The organism is Egicoccus sp. AB-alg2, assembly GCF_041821065.1.
Classification (GTDB): Bacteria; Actinomycetota; Nitriliruptoria; order Nitriliruptorales; family Nitriliruptoraceae; genus Egicoccus.
Genome location: NZ_JBGUAX010000002.1, coordinates 296,292 through 311,471 on the forward strand (window position 1 = coordinate 296,292; position 15,180 = coordinate 311,471).

Genomic DNA, 15,180 nt, shown 5'->3' on the forward strand with positions numbered 1-15,180 from the left:
GTTGTGGGCCGCCTGACCAAGCCGGTAGGTTCCGCTCCCCCATCGCTGGAGACGCCGTGGCCACGGATCGTTCGCCCCGCCGGGACTTCCGTGTCCTGACCCGGCGGCGCGGTGGCTACGACGGCGCGGAGATGTACGACGTGCAGCTCCAGGTCGCCGGCACCGGCGCGCTCGTGTGGGCCCAGACGTTCTCCGACCACGCGCAGGCGGACGCGTTCGAGCGCCAGCTCGAGGAGGACCTCGACACGCTCGACGACGCGTCGTTCCGGCGCAAGTACGGCGTGCCGTCCACGACGTGAGCGACACGGCCGTGGGCAGGGAGGACGAGCTGCGGTACGCCGAGGTGCCGCGTCCGCCGCGACTCGCCGACGGCACCGTGGACCTCGACACGCTGGTCGAGCGGTGTCAGGCCGCCGCCCTGCTGGAGTCGGGCGACGGTGACGGCTGGTCCTACGTGGTGCCGCCGTCCACCGCCCGGCTGGTCGACGACGGCAGCCGTACGTGGTTCGTCGACGGCGAAGGTGGCGTGCACGACGCGGGAGCGGATCCCTTCACGGCGGTGGACGCGTGGTGCGAGCGCCTGGGGATTCGACCCACCGACCCACGTCCGACGACGCCGGGCCTGCCCGCCTTCACCGGCGGTTTCGTCGGTGCGCTGTCCTACGACCTGGGCCACCGGATCGAGGACCTGCCCCGGCGACTGGCGGACGACCGCGGCAGCCCGGCCCTGTGGCTGCAGTTGACCGAAGTCGTGGTCGCCGTCCCGCCCGCCCGTGACCGCGTGGTGGTGGTCGGCCGCGACCTGCTCCGCCGCGGCCGCGCCGAGGCCGAGGTCCGCGAGGTGTGCCGCCGGCTGGACACCCGCTCCCGCCCCACGACCACGCCGCCCGGGACCTCGCCGCCCTCCCCCGCGACCGCGGTGTCCCCCACGACCGACGTCGCGTTGACCACCAGCCTCCACCGCGACGCCCATCTCGCCGCCGTGCGTGCCGTGTTGGAACACATCGCCGCTGGCGACGTGTTCCAGGTCAACCTGACCCAGCGCCTCACCAGCCGCTGGCCGCACGACCTGTGGCGCCTGTACCGCGCGCTGCGGCATGAGTCGCCCGCGCCGTTCGCGGCCGCCATTCCTGCGATCGGCGTGGCCTCCATCTCCCCGGAGACGTTCCTCGCCGTCGACGGTTCCCGGGTCATGACCAGGCCGATCAAGGGCACGCGGCCGCGCGCGCCCGACCCCGACCTCGACGCCGCGCTCGCCGACGACCTGGCCACCTCCGACAAGGACCGGGCGGAGAACGTCATGGTCGTCGACCTCGAGCGCAACGACCTCGGGCGCGTGTGCCGTGACGGCAGCGTGCAGGTGCCCGAGCTGGCCGTCGTCGAGGCACATCCCACCGTCTGGCACCTGGTTTCCACGGTGGTCGGCGACCTACGCGCCGACGTCGGTTACGGCGACCTGCTCCGTGCCACGTTCCCGTGCGGCTCGATCACCGGCGCGCCGAAGATCGCGGCGATGCGCATCATCGAACGGCTGGAGCAGGCCCGCCGCGGCTGGTACTGCGGCGCGGTCGGCTTCCTCTCACCGGGGGCGGCGCGCCTGTCCGTCGCGATCCGGACCGCCACCCTGCACCCGGGCGGGCAGGTCGACTACGGCGCGGGCGGCGGGATCGTGGCGGACTCCGACCCGGACGACGAGCGTCGGGAGAGCTTCGACAAGGCCGCCGCGTTCCTGCGGGCCGTCGGGGCCCGGCGGCCGGACGGCGGCGGGCCCGGCTCGCCGGCCGTCGCCGGCCACGGACGCACGGAGCCGCGATGAGCGCTTCCCTGCAGGTGTGGATCGGCGGTCGTCTGATGCCGGCCGAGCAGGCGACCGTGTCCGTCTTCGACCGCGGCTTCCGGAACGGCGAGGGGGTCTTCGAGACCTTCCGGGCCTACGGCGACCACGTCTTCCGCCTCGCCGGTCACGTGGACCGGGCCATCGCCGGTGCCGCCGAGCTCGGCTTCTCGCCCGGCCCTCGCGACGTGCTGTGTGCGGCGGTCGCCGACACGGCGCGCGCCAACCTCGACGCCCTCGACGGTCAGGACAGCGCGCTCCGTCTGACGGTCTCGGCCGGCAGCATCGAACCGGACTCGCCGTTCCCCGGCCGAGCCGTCGGCGAGCCGACGATCGTGGTCACCTCGCACCGGCTGCAGCTGGACCCGCGACGCACCGAGGTGGGCCTGCGGGCGATCACGGTCCCGATGGCGCGGGAGCTGCCGCACGTGAAGGCGGTCTCCTACCTGGTGGCCGTGACGGCCAAGCGCCGCGCCCGCGAGGAAGGCGCCGACGAGGCCCTTTTGACCAGCCCGTCCGGCGAGGTCCTCGAAGGGGCCAGCTCGAACCTGTTCGCCGTGGTCGACGGGGTCCTCGTCACCCCGCCGACGGACGCGGGCCTGCTCGCCGGCGTGACCCGGCAGGTCGTCCTGGAGGTCGCCGAACGGTTCGGCATCCCGGTGGAGGCCCGGACGCTGACGGCCGACGGGCTGGCTGCTGCCGACGAGGCGTTCCTGACGGCGACGACCCGCGAGGTGGTGCCCCTGGTCGCGGTGGACGGGCGGCCGCTGGGCGACGGACGCCCGGGGCCGCTGACCGCCCGGCTGGTCGCCGGCTACCGGCAGGCCGTGGCCGACGAGCGCGCCGCCGCCCGCTGAGTTCCCGCGGGTCGACCCGCGCGCGGTCCGGCGTTCGTCGGCCGTGGACGCGCGACGAGTGGACGCCTGTCTACACTCCGCGCGCTTCCGGTCCGGAAGCACGGGGGCGAGCAGTGCCCGGCGACGCCGGTCGGAGAGGCGGCGCCGTCCGCCCCCGTCACGAATCTCGACGAAGAGGGCATCCCTTGTCGACGCACACCTCCACCGGGCTGTGCCCGGAGCCGGGGGCGGGCGGCATCCGGCGCGGTTCCCGTGCCACCCTGCTGCTCGTCCTGCTGTTGTCATTGACCCTGGCCACCAGCGGGCTCGCCCAGGCCAAGCCCGCTGGCACCCCCGGTCACGACGCCAAGACCTTCGAACTGACCATCATGGGCACGACCGACATCCACGGTCATGTCTGGGACTGGGACTACTTCGCGGACGCGCCGTTCTCCAGCGCCCGCGGTCTCGCGCACCTCTCGACGCTCGTCAACGAGGTCCGTGCCGAGCGCGGCGCCGAGCGCACCCTGCTGCTGGACAACGGTGACTTCCTGCAGGGCAACCAGCTCGCGTACTACTACGCCGAGGTCGAGCGCGACACCGGCATGACCGACAACCCGATCGCGGCCGCCATGAACCACATGGGCTTCGACGCGACGTCGGTCGGCAACCACGAGTTCAACTACGGGCTGGACTTCCTCGACGGCTTCATCGAGCAGGCCGACTTCCCGCTGCTGTCGGCCAACACCTACCACCACGGCACGCAGGACCCGGCCTACGAGCCCTACACCATCCGCCGCGTCAACGTGCCGGGCCACAAGCCCGTCGACGTCGGCATCATCGGGTTCACCCCGCCGGGCGTCGCCATCTGGGACCAGCGCCACGTCGAGGGTGTGCTCGAGTTCGGTGACATCGTCGAGTCGGCCAAGCGCTTCGTACCCGAACTGGCGCGCAAGACCGACCTGGTCGTCGCCGTTGCCCACTCCGGGCTGACCAGCCGTTCCAGCTACGGCCCGGAGCTGCCGCTGGAGAACGCCGCCACCGAGCTGGCCCAGGAGGTCGCCGGCCTCGACGCGATCCTGGTCGGGCACACGCACGTGTCGATCCCCGAGCGCTTCATTGCGAACGACGTCACCGGCGAGCAGGTGCTGGTCACCCAGCCCCAGCAGCACGGCCGCCAGCTGTCCGTGATGGACTTCACGCTGCGCCTCGAGCGCGGTCAGTGGACCGTCGCGCACAAGGGCTCGCACGTGCGCAACGCGACCAGCGTCGCCCCGGACCCGGCGATCCTCGACCTCACCCGCGAGGCGCACGAGACGACGGTCGCCTACGTCAACACGCCGATCGGGACCTCGACCGGCGAGTGGTCGAGTCGCGAGTCGGTCTACCGCGACACCCCGATCATGGACCTCATCCACACCGCGCAGATCGGTGAGGTCGAGGCCCGGCTCGAGGCGCTCGGCGGCCCGGACCTGCCGGTGCTGTCGATCGCGGCGCCGTTCACCCGCGACGCCTTCATCCCGGCCGGCCAGGTGACGATCCGCAACGTCGCCAGCGCCTACATCTACGACAACACGCTGCTGGCGGTCGAACTCACCGGCGCCCAGATCGCCGACTTCCTGGAGTACTCCGCGAAGTACTTCCAGACGCCGTCGAGCTGGCCGGTCGACCCGGAGACCATCCTCCAGGCCAACAACGAGCCGCACTACAACTACGACATCATCGGTGGGCTGACCTACGACGTCGACGTCGCCAAGCCGGTCGGCGAGCGCATCCAGAACCTGCAGTTCGAGGGTGCGCCGCTCGACCCGGAGCAGCGCTTCGCGGTCGCCATCAACAACTACCGCCAGTCGGGCGGCGGCGGGTTCCCGCACGTCACGACCGCGCCGGTGCTCCTCGACGAGCAGCGCGAGGTCCGGCAGCTGATCATCGACTACGTGTCCGACGTCGGTGTCATCGACCCCGAGGAGATCTTCGAGGACTCCTGGCGTCTGGTCCACGACGGCACGCCGCTCGACTGAGCCGAAGCACGTGACGGTCGGCGGGGTGGCCTTCGGTGGCCACCCCGCCACCGTTTCTCGACGGTTTCACGTCCCCCGCCGGTGTCCGCGTCTGGCGTCGCGCGTCGCTACCGAACCGGGGAAGCCGAGTGGGCCGTTTCGTTCTCCACGTCTCCACGGTGCTGCACCTCGTCGCCCAGGAGAGCGAGATAGCACCCACCCATCACCTGCTCGCGCCGACCCTGCTGCATTCCGCAGACACTGTCGATGCTGCACGCGGCGGTGCACCGCGTCCAAGGGCGAGTTGCCCGCCGAACGCGCCCTTGAACGCGCTGCAGGCCGATTCGGGAGACGACCTCGGATGACGGGAGGGGCGACGGGCGCCGTCGCCCCTCCCGCGGCGGTCTAGCGTTGCAGGCGCAACACGTAGAGCCCGGAGTTCCGGTCCGAGGCGAGGACCAGGTCACCGTCGAGCGCCACGCCCCAGACGCTGGTGTCGTTGCCCGGTCGCTCGCCTGGCCCGATCGGGTTCGGGTTCGGCGTCGGCGTCTTCCACTGGGCGACGAAGGTCGGCTCCCCGCCGTTGCGGATCCCGGCGATGTCCACGGCGACGATGCCCTCGGCGTACCACGAGAAGAACACCGTGTTGCCGCGCACCTTCGGGTCGTGGACCGTGTAGTCGTTCGGCCCGGGCGGCGGGAGCTGGCGCGTCGTCGGCAGCTCGAAGTCGGCCAGATGCACCGGCTCGGTCGGGTTCGAGATGTCGTAGAAGCGCGGATAGCCCCACGCCTGCTCGCGGACGAGTTCGCCATCGGCGTCGTACTGGGGCGCGACGGAGAAGTCCTCCTCGGTCTGGATGAGGACGTTGCCGCCCTGCGCCAACCAGGCGGAATGGGCGTTGCCCTCGTCCTCGGGGCGGTACAGGTCGCCGGTGTTGCCCTCGTACACGGGGTTGGCGGGGTCACGGAGATCGAGGATCACGGTCCCCATGTCCCAGTACGACAGGTAGGCGCGACGCCCGTCGCCGATGACGGAGTGCACGAAGTTCAGGCCCTTGCCGTCGAAGATGTCGATGCCGAGTTCCTCGGTGATCCCCCACTCGGAGATCCGCACCGGCTCGCCCGGCTCGGAGACGTCGAAGACCATGAAGTCCTTCTCGGCTCCCCGTGTGGCGTACTCCGCGTAGATGGCGGCGGTGTAGACGTAGGCGGCGTTCGGGCGCGCCTCCAGCCAGAGCTCGTGAACGCCGTACGGGCTGTCCGTCGGCACGAGCGCCAGCTCCACCGGGTCGGTGGGGTCGGAGACGTCATAGACGCCGAACCCACGGAAGGCGTCCGAGCTGAGCGAACAGGGCTGGAACGAGACGGCCGCGAGGTCACCGCGGAAATGGCGGGTGTTGACGCGCTGGACGATCACCTTCTCGGTCCAGGTGCCGGCCAGCTCCGGGTTGCTCTCGGCGTCGGCGAATCGGGACAGCGGCGTCGGGTTCGCCGGGTCGCGCAGACTGACGGCTTCGACGCCGCTGGACCGGCAGCCCGCGCGCCAGCTCGCGAGGTACGCGACCCGCTTGTGCGCCCACACGTCGGCGATCGAGTTCTGGGGGTCGTAGTTACCGAGCGTCACGAACTCCCCGGCGTCGGCTGCCATCGCGGGCATGGGCCCTGGTTCACCGGGCTCTGCGTCGGGGTCGAAGTCGGCGGCGGCGTCACCCTTGTCCATGGTGTCGCCGGGGCCGAGGTGGGCGGCGGCCGGGTTGCAGGCGAAGAAACTGGTGTCGTGTGCACACGCCAGCTCGTGGGCGTGCAGCAGCGGCGTGACCGTGAGGGTGAAGGCCACCGCTGCCACCAACAGCAGGTAGCGGTGGACGCGGCCAATGGATCTGGACGGCATGGGTGCCTCGTTCGCCGATGACAGTGACCGGCCGAGTCAAGCCGCCCGAGCGACAGGATCAGTCCGAAAGGCGCATACCGCACGTGGCCATTCCGGGCCCGCTCTTTCGTGCCACGCCCGCAGGGCCATGGTGACGGAGACCCGAGGCGCGCGGTGAGCCGGTTCAGCGGGGGGTGAGGCGGCTGAGGCGCAGGCCGACGTGAGCCTTGTGGCGCTTGTTCACGGCGATGATCACCGCTGTCAGCCCCTCGAGCGGCGCGGCGAGCCGCAGCGCGCCGGCCGGATACGACCGCACCCCGTCGATCCGGTTCGCCAACGTCGCCACGGCGTCGACGGCCTCGGTGTCGTCGCCGAACACCGGGACATCGTCCTCGAGCGGCGTGTCGAGGCGCTTGAGTGCGGTCGACGAGACGCTGTGGAACGCGGCGGTCATCCGGGCGCCCGGCAGCCTGGCGGCGCAGGCCTGCGCGACACTGCCTTCGGCGACGGGTTCGTTGTAGGGACCGTGTGCGTCGAAGGCCAGGGGGTTGACGGCGCTCACGACGATCCGGCCCTCGACGGCCGGGGCCAGCGGCTCCAGCACCGCATCCAGCCCCTCGTACGGGACGGCCAGCACGACCACCGGCGCTTCGCAGGCGCCCAGGTTGTCGACGCCGACGACCTGTCCGGCGGCGTCCGGCAGCTCTGCGCGCAGCTCGTCGGCCGCCGCCTGCCCGCGCGACGCGTCCCGCGATCCGAGCCGCACGTCGACGCCCGCCACCAGCCAGCGGCGCGCCAGACCGCGGCCGAGGGCCCCGGTGCCACCGACGATCCCGACCTCCACGCTGACCTCCTCGAGTTCCGACGCGCCGGCGCAGGCTGCCACACCAGCCGCCCGCATGCCGCACCCGGGCCCCACGTGCCGCAGCCCGGCCCCGCAAACCCGCACCCGGGCCTCGCATGCGGCGCCGCTAGACTCCGTCGCGGTCCGCGGTGGTTCCTCGCCGGGACCGTCACGGGGCGGCCGGTGACCGCCCCGTCGTCTCGTCCAGCGGCAACGGAGGGCAGGTGACGAGCTCCCCCGACGCTCAGTTGCGCTGGCACCGAACGACGTTGGAGGGCCGCGTCGCCGTCTACGGCGAGGCCGGTGACGGCCCGCCGCTGGTCTTCCTGCACGGCTGGGGCCTGTCGGCCCGTTCCTACGCCCGCGCCCTGCCAGGCATCGCCGCCAGCGGCTGGCGGGTGCTCGCGCCGGCCCTGCCCGGCTTCGGCCGCAGCGACGCCCTGCCGGGCGAGTACACCTTCGAGAAGCTGGCCAACTGGGTCGACGACCTGCTCGACCACGCGGGCGTCGAGGAACCGGCCGCGCTGGTCGGGCACTCGTTCGGCGGTGGCGTGGCGACCGCGACGGCCTGGTACCACCCCGAGCGCGCCCGGTCGCTGACGCTCGTGAACTCCATCGGCGGCTCGGTGTGGAAGACCGGCGGACGCGCCGACCGGCTGCTGGCCGAGCGACCGCTGTGGGACTGGGGGCTCCGCCTGCCCCGCGAGTTCGGGCGGCGCGACTACCGGCGGGTGCTGCCGGTGGTGCTGCGCGATCTCGTCGGCAACGCCGTCACCAACCCCGCGGCGGTGTGGCGGGCCGGCGAACTGGCCCGCAACGCCGACCTGCGCGAGGAACTCGCCACCCTGGCCGCGCGCGGCCTGCCGGTGACGATCCTGTGGGGCTCGGCCGACAAGGTGGTCCCGGAGGCGACCTTCCTGGCGATGTGCGACGCGGCGGGCGCACCGGGCGACATCGTGACCGACGCCGGCCACTCCTGGCTGCTCGCCGACCCGGACGGGTTCGGGGAGTTGCTGACGAACTCCCTCACGGTCCGGCGCACCCTCTCCGAACGCACGCGAGCCTCATGACGATCTCCGCACCCCCTCCCCCGCCCAACATCGTGGACGACCGGGTCCGCGCCGACGTCGTGATCGTCGGTGCGGGCGTCGCCGGTCTCTACGCCGCCAGCCGGCTGCCCGACCACCTCGACGTGGTCGTGGTGGACAAGGGCGTGCCGGGCGGCGACTCCGGCTCGTCGCCCTGGGCGCAGGGTGGCCTGGCGGTCGCGATCGGCGCCGACGACAGCCCCGAGCTGCACGCACAGGACACGCTGCTCGCCGGCGACGGCCTGTGCGATCCGGTCGCCGTCGCCGTGCTGGCCCGTGAGGCGCCCGGTCACGTGCGCGAACTGCTGCACCTCGGCGCGGCCTTCGACCGGGTCCCGGGCGAGGTCACCTCCGACGACCCGGCGCACCTCGACCTCGCGCGCGAGGGCGGACAGCGGGTGCCCCGCTCGGTGCACCGCGCCGACGCGACCGGCGCCGAGCTGGTGCGGGTCCTGCGGGCCGCGGCCGCCCCGAAGGTCTCGCGCCTTCCGGGCATCGTCGTGGCGCTGGCCCAGGACGAGGCCCGGCGCGTCACCGGGTTGTGGGTCCTCGCCGACGGCCGGCTGCTGGCCGTCGAGGCGCGGGCGGTGCTGCTGGCCACCGGCGGCTGTGGCGGCCTGTTCGCCGCCACCACCAACCCCGCCCATGCGACCGCGGACGGCGTCTCGCTGGCGATGGCGGCCGGCGCCGCCGTGCGTGACCTGGAGTTCGTGCAGTTCCACCCCACCGGGCTGGCCGTCGCCGGGACGTGGCGGTTCCTGCTGACCGAGGCCCTCCGCGGCGCGGGTGCCACCCTGCACGGCTCCGACGGCGAACGGTTCCTCGTCGACCGCCATCCCGACGCGGAGCTCGCACCGCGCCACGTCGTCGCCAAGGCGATCCTCGACCAGCCCGACGGCACCGCCTGGCTCGATGCCACGCACCTGTCGGAGCAGGCGTTCGCGCACGAGTTCCCGACCGTGCTCGCCGGCGCCCGCCGGTACGGCTTCGACCTGGTGACCGAACGGGTGCCGGTCACGCCGGCCGCCCACTACCAGGTCGGCGGCGTCCGCACGGACCTCGACGGACGCACCTCGCTGCACGGCCTCTATGCCGCCGGCGAGGTGGCCTCGACCGGCGTCCACGGTGCCAACCGGATGGCGGGCAACTCCCTGACCGAGGCGCTGGTGTTCGGCGCGCGTGCGGCCACGGCCCTCGCGGCCGAACTGCCCGGCCGCCACGGGGAACTGGGCGAACCTCCCCGACTCGCGGACCATGCGCCCGTCCCCGCGCAGGCGCTGCGCGAGCGGCTGCGGACCGCCATGCTCGAGGGCGCGGGGCCCGTGCGCACCGAGGCGGGGCTGGCCACCGTCGCGACCGAACTCGAGGCCCTGTCGGCCGACCTGCACCGTCCCGGCGCGGCCGACGACGAAGTCGAGTTGTGGCACGCCCTGCGGGTGTCGCGGGTGCTGGTGCGCGCCGCACGGCTGCGCACGGAGTCACGCGGCGGCCACTGGCGCGACGACTTCCCGGCGCCCGACCCGGCCTGGGCCGACGTCCACCTCGAGCACGTGACCGGCTGACCCGGCCGTCAGAGGCTGGCCGCCATCCGGTGCACGGCTTCCTCGAGGATCGACGTCGAGGTGGCGAAGTTGAGCCGGACGTGGCCCTCGCCGCCCGTGCCGAAGTCCCGGCCGTCGACGACCGCCACCCCGGCCGCCAGGAAGTGGTCGGCCGGGTCACGGTCGAGCCCGAGTCCACGGCAGTCGAGCCAGGCGAGGTAGGTCGCCTCGCCGGGGCGCCACCGCACGTCCGGCAGATGCCGTGCCAGCAGGTCGCCGAGCCGTGCCCGCCGCTCGGTCACTGAGGCCACCACGGCGTCGAGCCAGTCCTCGCCGTCACGCAGCGCCGCGGTGTGGGACAGCACCCCGAAGTGCGTCGCGCCGTGCGCCACCTCGACCGGCAGGCTGGCGAGCTGTGCCGCCGCGGCCGGCCCGGCGACCGCGACGGCCGCCTTGAGCCCGGGCAGGTTCCAGCCCTTGGAGGCCGACAGCAGCGAGAAGGCGTCCTCGCTGCCGGGCACGGTCAGGTAGGGCACGAAGTCGGCCCCGGACAGCACCAGCGGCGCGTGGATCTCGTCGACGACGACCCGCACCCCGTGGCGCGACGCGGAAGCCGCGACGGCGGCCAGCTCCTCACGCCGGTGGACGGTGCCCGTCGGGTTCTGCGGGTTGCACAGCAGGTAGGCCGCCGACCGCCCGGCGAGTTCCGCCATCGCGTCGTCGACGGCGCGGAGGTCGAGACGACCGTCGACGTCCAGCGGCACCTCGACGACCGTGCGTTCGGCGTGGCGCAGGTAGGCGTAGAACGGCGGGTACACGGGCGGGTTCACGATCACCGGCGCGCCGGGCGCGGTCACGAGCCGCACGAGCTCCATGGCGCCGCGCATGACGTCCGGCATCAGCGCCATCCGTGTGACGGGCACGTCCCAGCCCCAGCGCCGTCGCGCGAAGTCGGCCATCGCGTGCTGGTAGCCGTCGCCCGCCGGATAGCCGGTGTCGCTGCGCGCGACGGCGTCGGACAGCACACGGGCGACGGGCTCGGCCAGGGCCGCGTCCATCTCCGCGACCCACAGGGGCAGCACGTCGGGCGGGTACGTCCGCCACTTCACGCTGCGGCGCTGGCGCAACTCCTCGAGGGTGAACGACTCGAGCGGGTCCACGCGGGCTCCTCGACGGGCGGGCGGCGGCAGGCGACGGGCGGTTTCGGGGGGGCCGGGCCGGGCGCGGACGCCGCGGTCCACGCCAATGGCCGTCAGGTGATCTCCTCGAGGTCCTCGAGGCCCAGCTCGATCATGCGACGGTGGTGGCCCTGCATGACGCCGATCGCCAGCCGCTTGACCCGCGTCTCGCCGGTCTCGCCGTCGTCGGCACCGCTGGCGAGGATCACCTTCAGCGCGTCCGTGTCCGACACGATGCCCTGGAAGCCCTGCAGCGCGCGTCCGAGGACGTTGGCGACCAGCTGGCGGGCGCGTTCGCAGGCCGTGTCGTCGACCAGTTGTTCGCGGAGGTGAGCGGTCGCGAAACGCTCGAACGGGCCGCGGTCGGCCAGGGAGGCGACCAGCACCATCCCCGTCTCGCGGTCGAGCGACGGTGCCAGTTCACGGCTGAAGTCCGCCGCGATCGGCAGGCCCAGGGCGAAGAAGGCGCAGGCGCTGAACCAGTCGTCCATCGGCACACGGTCGAAGTAGGCGTCGAAGTGGGGCTTCTGCCGGTCCATCACCGCGCCGGGCAGGTCCGTGTGGCTGGCCAGCGTGTCACGCAGCAGCACGTAACCGGCGTGCTCGCGGACGGCGAGCTCCGCCAACTCGTCGGCGGTGCGGGCGTCGGGCGCGTGACCGACCGCGCGGGCCGTGACCTGGAACGAGCGCAGCTGCCCGTACGCGAGCGCGCCCAACACCTCGACCGTCGCGAGCTCCACTTCCTCCGACACCGTCGCCACTCCTGCCGTGTCCGCGGCCCCAGGACCGGCCAGCGTAGACACCTGGCGGGGCGCCGACCCGGCGTGGCCCCGGTGACGAAGCCAGTCCGTCCCCGGCCGGTCAGGCCAGCGGACCGGGCGTGGGCACGGCCGGGTCGGCCGCCTGGTCCAGGTGCACCGTCGGCGTCCACGACCAGGCGTAGTCGGGGCGGTCGAGCTCCCGCGCCAGCGCGGTCAGACGCAACGGCCGGAACGCGTCGATCATGACCGCGACCTCGTCGGTGTGTGTCGAGCCGAGGCTGGCCTCGGCGACGCCCGGCTGTGGGCCGTGGGTCAGGCCCGACGGGTGCAGCGTCAGCGAGGCGACGTCGATGCCCTTGCGGGACCCGAACGAGCCGGCCACGTAGTAGATGAGCTCCTCGGAGTTGAGGTTGGCGTGGCTGTACGGGATCGGGACGGCCTCGGGATGCCAGTCGACCGGCCGCGGCACGAACGAGCACACCATGAACCCGCGACCCTCGAACGTCTGGTGCACGGGCGGCGGCGGGTGGATCTGCTTGGCCAGCGGTTCGAGGTCGTGGATGTTGAGCGTCCACGGATACAGGTAGCCGTCCCAGCCGACCACGTCGCAGGGGTGGAACGGGACCACGTAGTCCTGCAGCCCCCCGCGGATGCGCAGCGTGACCGTGTAGTCGCCCTCCTCGTCGACCGTGCGCAGGTTCGCCGGGACGTGCAGGTCGCGCTGGCAGTACGGCGCGTGCTCCAGCAGCTGTCCGTAGCCGTTGCGGTAGCGGGCCGGGACCTCGACGAGACCGCTGGAGACGAGGACGAGGTGGCGCTGCGGCCCCGGTCCGGACGGCACCACGCGGTAGGTCACCCCGCGCGGGACCACCACGTAATCGCCGTCGCGGTACGGGAGGTCGCCGAGCACGGTCTCGAAGGTGCCGGCGCCCTCGTGGACGAAGACCAGTTCGTCGGCCTCGCCGTTGCGGTACCAGCCGACCATGGCCCGGTCCGGGCGCGACAACCAGACCTCGAGGTCGTCGTTGAAGGCCAGGAGCCGACGCGCGGTCAGCGCGTCGCCCCCGGGCGCGAGCTCGCGGCTGTCGAAGTGGTGGTGGAGGTGGTGGTCGGGCTGCCACTCGTCGCGGGCCAGCGGCCGGAAGGTGCCGACCTGGCGCAGCTGCATCGGCTGGTGCAGGTGGTAGAGCGTCGAGGAGGGACCGTCGAAGCCCTCGAGGCCGATCACTTCCTCGACCAGCAGCCGCCCCTCGTGCCACAGCTGGGTGTGCCGCTTCGGTGGCACCGTCCCGAACCGGTGGTAGCTCGTCATCTCGTTCGCCCTCCCACCGGGGAGAACCCGGCCGAAAGAGCATGCTGGTCGCCGCGCGGACGTCGAGCCACGGCCCGTGCGCGTAGCGACCAGCCGGACGGACCAGCCACCGGGCCGGCGCGGCCGGGGCGGGACGCCGCGGTGGGCTGGACGCCGCCCGCCCCGCCGGGAGGATGACGTGTCGGTCAGGTGGCCCGCCGCGGGCGCCAGCCCAGTCGCTCGGAGATCTCGCGGGCGCTGCGCAGCACCCGCAGGGCGATCGACTCGGGTTCCGGCAGCCGCGCCGTCGGCGCGACGATCCCGACCGCCGCGACCGCCCGACCGGTGTGGTCGAAGACGGGCGCCGCGACCCCCGACGCGCCCGGCTCCAACTCGTCGCGGGTGTAGGCGACACCGCGCTGGCGCACCGGCTGGAGTTCCGGGTTGCGGGCCCCCTCCGGCAGGAACGCCAGCAGCGCCTTGCCGTGGGCCGCGACCCCCAGCGGGTGGCGGAACCCGATCCGGTAGTTGACCTGCACGAACCGGTCGCCGGGTTCGATCACCTCGACGACGACGAGGTCGTCGCGGTCGCGCACGGCAAGGCAGGCCGTCTCGTTGGTGTCCTCGGACAACGCCCGGAGCGGCGGCCCGGCCAGGCGCCGGACCTCCAGTCCCTGCGCGGCCCGGACCCCCAACTCCAGCATCGAGAGCCCGAGGCGGTACTTGCGCGTCTCCGGGTCACGTGTGACGAAGCCCTCGCCGGTCAGCGTGTCCAGCAACCGGTACAGCACTGCCCGGTCCAGGCCGGTGGACTCCGCCAGACCCGAGACGGTCGCGCCGTCGCTGTGCTCACCGAGCGCGTTCAGCAGCGCCAGCCCGCGGGCGAGGGTGCGTGACCCGCTGGAACGGCGGCCGCGCTTGTCGTCGTCGTCGTCCGGTGCCACGTGTCGGATCCTTGTTCGTCGGGGGCCAAAGAACCCTGGGGGGACGCGTTCCGCACACCCGAGTGCGTTGTCGCGGTTGGCGAGTGTGCTGCGCGACCCGCGCACGGTCAAGCGCTGTGGCGACCGAATGGGCGGGGAGCCGTCCGTGCCCCGTCCGCGCGGTCCGTCACGACGCCGTCACCGACCCGCCACCGGCTCGTTGCGATGCACGACTCGGGAGGACCGGATGCCCAGCGTGAAGGCGGGTGTGCAACAGCTCGGCGGCGTCGCGTCGATGGGCGTCGACGGCATGTTCGCGGTGCGCAGGGGCTTCCCGTTCGGCGAATTCGTCCAGCAGTGCTGGTTCATCGCCAAGGTCACGATGGTCCCGGTCGTGCTGATCTCCATCCCGTTCGGGGTCATCCTCGCCCTGCACGTCGGCTCGTTCGCCCGGCAGCTCGGCGCGGAGAGCTCGGTCGGCGCGGCGATGGTGCTCGGCATCGTGCGCGAGGCCGCGCCGGTCGCCACGGCGCTGCTGATCGCCGGGGCCGGCGGCTCGGCCATGACGGCCGACCTCGGCTCACGACGCATCCGCAACGAGCTCGACGCCATGGAGGTCATGGGCGTCGACCCGGTGCACCGCCTGGTGCTGCCACGGCTGTTCGCCGCCGCCCTCGTCGCCGTGCTGCTCAACGGGCTCGTGTCGGCCGCCGGCATCCTCGGCGGCTGGGTGATGGCCGTCCCGGTCCAGGGCGGGACCAGCGGGGCCTACTTCTCCTCGTTCACCGAGCTCGCCCACCTGCCCGACCTGTGGTCGGCGATGATCAAGGCGACCCTGTTCGGCTACCTCGCCGCGGCCATCTCCTGCTGGTACGGCTACAGCGCCCACGGCGGGCCCAAGGCGGTCGGCGACGCGGTCAACCGTGCGGTCGTGCTGACCTTCATCGTGCTGTTCTTCGTGAACTTCGTGCTGACGGCGCTGTACTTCCAGCTCGTCCCGCCGAAGGTCTGAGCC

13 protein-coding genes are annotated in these 15,180 nt (G+C 73.0%); 7 read left to right on the top strand and 6 right to left on the bottom strand.

Features of this window, described 5'->3' with window-relative positions:
* Positions 1-56 precede the first annotated feature (56 nt).
* The 4 genes from ACERM0_RS04050 (at position 57) to ACERM0_RS04065 (ending at position 4,691) form a co-directional block, all read left to right on the top strand.
* Positions 57-299, top strand: coding sequence for a hypothetical protein (locus tag ACERM0_RS04050; RefSeq protein ID WP_373677230.1), 243 nt, complete (start codon positions 57-59; stop codon positions 297-299).
* Positions 296-1,816 (top strand): aminodeoxychorismate synthase component I, encoded by a 1,521-nt coding sequence (gene pabB / locus ACERM0_RS04055; RefSeq protein ID WP_373677231.1) that lies wholly within the window; start codon positions 296-298, stop codon positions 1,814-1,816. Before ACERM0_RS04050 ends, pabB begins: the two co-directional genes overlap by 4 nt.
* Positions 1,813-2,691: an aminotransferase class IV gene (locus ACERM0_RS04060; RefSeq protein WP_373677232.1), complete on the top strand. Its 879-nt coding sequence runs from the start codon at positions 1,813-1,815 to the stop codon at positions 2,689-2,691. Before pabB ends, ACERM0_RS04060 begins: the two co-directional genes overlap by 4 nt.
* Before the next feature lie 185 nt (positions 2,692-2,876).
* A complete protein-coding gene (locus ACERM0_RS04065) occupies positions 2,877-4,691 on the top strand; it encodes a bifunctional UDP-sugar hydrolase/5'-nucleotidase (RefSeq protein ID WP_373677233.1) in 1,815 nt (604 codons plus the stop codon).
* Positions 4,692-5,075: 384 nt separating this feature from the next.
* Here the strand turns inward: ACERM0_RS04065 and ACERM0_RS04070 are convergent, their stop codons facing one another.
* Both ACERM0_RS04070 and npdG read right to left on the bottom strand, forming a co-directional pair.
* A complete protein-coding gene (locus ACERM0_RS04070; protein WP_373677234.1) occupies positions 5,076-6,560 on the bottom strand; it encodes an LVIVD repeat-containing protein in 1,485 nt (494 codons plus the stop codon).
* A gap of 163 nt (positions 6,561-6,723) precedes the next feature.
* Complete coding sequence (gene npdG, locus ACERM0_RS04075) at positions 6,724-7,383, bottom strand: NADPH-dependent F420 reductase (RefSeq protein ID WP_373677235.1); 660 nt, start codon at positions 7,381-7,383, stop codon at positions 6,724-6,726.
* Positions 7,384-7,607: 224 nt separating this feature from the next.
* Between npdG and ACERM0_RS04080 the strand changes: the two genes are divergently transcribed.
* The gene (locus ACERM0_RS04080) at positions 7,608-8,453 is read left to right on the top strand and encodes an alpha/beta fold hydrolase (protein WP_373677236.1); all 846 of its coding nucleotides are present in this window, start codon (positions 7,608-7,610) and stop codon (positions 8,451-8,453) included.
* On the top strand, positions 8,450-10,033 hold the full coding sequence (locus ACERM0_RS04085; RefSeq protein WP_373677238.1) for an L-aspartate oxidase: 1,584 nt from the start codon (positions 8,450-8,452) through the stop codon (positions 10,031-10,033). The genes ACERM0_RS04080 and ACERM0_RS04085 overlap by 4 nt, the downstream gene beginning before the upstream one ends.
* 8 nt (positions 10,034-10,041) lie before the next feature.
* Here the strand turns inward: ACERM0_RS04085 and ACERM0_RS04090 are convergent, their stop codons facing one another.
* From ACERM0_RS04090 to ACERM0_RS04105, 4 genes are all read right to left on the bottom strand, one after another.
* On the bottom strand, positions 10,042-11,172 hold the full coding sequence (locus ACERM0_RS04090) for a MalY/PatB family protein (RefSeq protein WP_373677239.1): 1,131 nt from the start codon (positions 11,170-11,172) through the stop codon (positions 10,042-10,044).
* A 92-nt stretch (positions 11,173-11,264) separates the two neighbouring features.
* On the bottom strand, positions 11,265-11,942 hold the full coding sequence (locus tag ACERM0_RS04095; RefSeq protein ID WP_373677240.1) for a ferritin-like fold-containing protein: 678 nt from the start codon (positions 11,940-11,942) through the stop codon (positions 11,265-11,267).
* 109 nt (positions 11,943-12,051) lie between these two features.
* Complete coding sequence (locus tag ACERM0_RS04100; RefSeq protein ID WP_373677241.1) at positions 12,052-13,263, bottom strand: homogentisate 1,2-dioxygenase; 1,212 nt, start codon at positions 13,261-13,263, stop codon at positions 12,052-12,054.
* 185 nt (positions 13,264-13,448) lie between these two features.
* Entirely contained in the window at positions 13,449-14,186 is a 738-nt protein-coding gene (locus ACERM0_RS04105) for an IclR family transcriptional regulator (RefSeq protein WP_373677242.1), read from the bottom strand.
* Between the two features lie 226 nt (positions 14,187-14,412).
* Here ACERM0_RS04105 and ACERM0_RS04110 point away from each other — a divergent pair, with 226 nt between their 5' ends.
* Positions 14,413-15,177, top strand: a complete 765-nt coding sequence (locus ACERM0_RS04110) for an MlaE family ABC transporter permease (RefSeq protein ID WP_373677243.1) — start codon at positions 14,413-14,415, stop codon at positions 15,175-15,177.
* Positions 15,178-15,180: the final 3 nt, after the last annotated feature.

What these genes read in the sequence shown, in the direction of transcription:
- ACERM0_RS04085 (WP_373677238.1), top strand. Translation starts at nt 8,450, where the DNA reads ATGACGATCTCCGCACCCCCTCCCCCGCCCAACATCGTGGACGACCGG.
- ACERM0_RS04100 (WP_373677241.1), bottom strand. Translation starts at nt 13,263, where the DNA reads ATGACGAGCTACCACCGGTTCGGGACGGTGCCACCGAAGCGGCACACC.
- ACERM0_RS04110 (WP_373677243.1), top strand. Translation starts at nt 14,413, where the DNA reads ATGCCCAGCGTGAAGGCGGGTGTGCAACAGCTCGGCGGCGTCGCGTCG.
- ACERM0_RS04060 (WP_373677232.1), top strand. Translation starts at nt 1,813, where the DNA reads ATGAGCGCTTCCCTGCAGGTGTGGATCGGCGGTCGTCTGATGCCGGCC.
- ACERM0_RS04070 (WP_373677234.1), bottom strand. Translation starts at nt 6,560, where the DNA reads ATGCCGTCCAGATCCATTGGCCGCGTCCACCGCTACCTGCTGTTGGTG.